At 70.1% G+C, this 1,658-nt stretch carries 2 protein-coding genes; both read left to right on the top strand.

Annotated features, from left to right (window positions below; genetic code table 11):
• The coding region (locus tag AC1DY2_RS19535; RefSeq protein ID WP_476763920.1) for a TOBE domain-containing protein at positions 1 to 188 on the top strand (188 nt) is incomplete at its 5' end.
• Between the two features lie 117 nt (positions 189 to 305).
• Positions 306 to 1,487, top strand: coding sequence for an ABC transporter substrate-binding protein (locus AC1DY2_RS19530; RefSeq protein WP_476763919.1), 1,182 nt, complete (start codon positions 306 to 308; stop codon positions 1,485 to 1,487).
• Positions 1,488 to 1,658 lie beyond the last annotated feature (171 nt).

The following is a 1,658-nucleotide window of genomic DNA, read 5'->3' as shown; positions in this document are numbered from 1 at the left end:
CGATCTACCTCGGCAGCGGCGTGCGCCTCGTCGTCGACCTCGACGACGGCACGCGCGTGACCGTGCTCGAGCAGAACGACCGCGATCGCATCCACGACGACGAGCGCGGCGATCGCGTCGTGGTCTCGTGGCACGCCGACGACGTCGTGCACCTCGGCACCGAGGTGCTGCCGGGCATCTCCGGCTGAGGCATCCGCCCGGCCGCGGCATCCGCCCGACCGGCACCGACCAGACCACCACCACACGGCATCACCACCGACCAGCACCACCACCACACGGCATCACCCGAAGAAGAGGAGAGAACCATGAAGCGGATTCCGCGCACGGCCCGCCGCGGCGCCACCGTCGGGCTCGCGATCGCATCGGTCGCGTTGCTCTCGGCATGCGGCACCACCCAGGCGGGCGGCTCCGGAGGCGGCGAGGCCGCCACCGAGCTCGGCGACATGGAGGGCCAGGTCTCGCTGCTCGCGTGGCCCGGCTACGTCGAGGACGGCTCGAACGACCCGGCCGTCGACTGGGTCACCCCCTTCGAGGAGGACACCGGCTGCAAGGTCACGGCGAAGACCTTCGGCACCTCCGACGAGGCGCTGAGCCTCATGAAGACCGGCGACTACGACGTGGTGTCGGCGTCGGGCGACGCGTCGCTCCGCCTCGTCGCCGCGGGCGACGTCGCGCCGGTGAACACCGACCTCATCCCCAACTACGCGAACGTCTACGACTTCCTCAAGGACCAGTCGTGGAACTCGGTCGACGGGGTCCCCTACGGCGTGCCGCACGGCTACGGCGCGAACCTCCTCATGTACAACACGGAGGTCTTCCCGACCGCCCCCACCTCGTGGGACGTCGTCTTCGACAAGGCGAGCGAGAACGCGGGCAAGGTCACGGCCTACGACTCCCCGATCTACATCGCGGATGCCGCGGTGTACCTCATGGCGCACAACCCCGAGCTCGGCATCGAGAACCCCTACTCCCTCGACGAGGAGCAGCTCGCCGCGGCCGTCGACCTCCTGAAGGAGCAGCGCGCCAGCATCGGCGAGTACTGGTCGGACTACCTCAAGCAGACCCAGGCCTTCGAGACCGGCGACTCGGTCGTCGGCACGACGTGGCAGGTCACGCAGAACGGACTCGCCGCATCGGGTGCCCCCACCGAGGTCGTGCTCCCCGACGAGGGCACCACCGGTTGGTCGGACACGTGGATGATCTCGTCGAAGGCGAAGAACCCGAACTGCGCCTACGCGTGGCTCGACTACATCGCGAGCCCCGAGGCGAACGCGGCGGCCACGTCGTACTTCGGCGAGGCGCCCTCGAGCGATGAGGCGTGCGAGTACCGCGAGGACTGCGAGGCGTACCACGCCGGCGACGCCGACTACGCGTCGCAGATCTGGTACTGGTCGACCCCGATCGAGAAGTGCCTCGACGGACGCACCGACGTGAAGTGCACCGACTACGCCGCGTGGACGCAGGCGTGGCAGGAGATCAAGGGCTGACCCGGCCCTGACGACGGAGCGCTCGGCCCGACGAGCTGCTCCACCCCCTGCGGGTCGAGGCCGCCACTCCCTCCGGCGCCTCGGCCCGCAGGATCCCCGTTCGAGATGAAGGACCACGCATGACGACGCACGCTCCCGCTCCGCCCGGCGCGCCGGCGAACGCGCCCGGCC

It is taken from the genome of Agromyces sp. P1_H4, from assembly GCF_056405255.1.
Note: the sequence above shows the minus strand (reverse complement) of the source record. Positions and strands in the feature narration are given on the sequence as shown.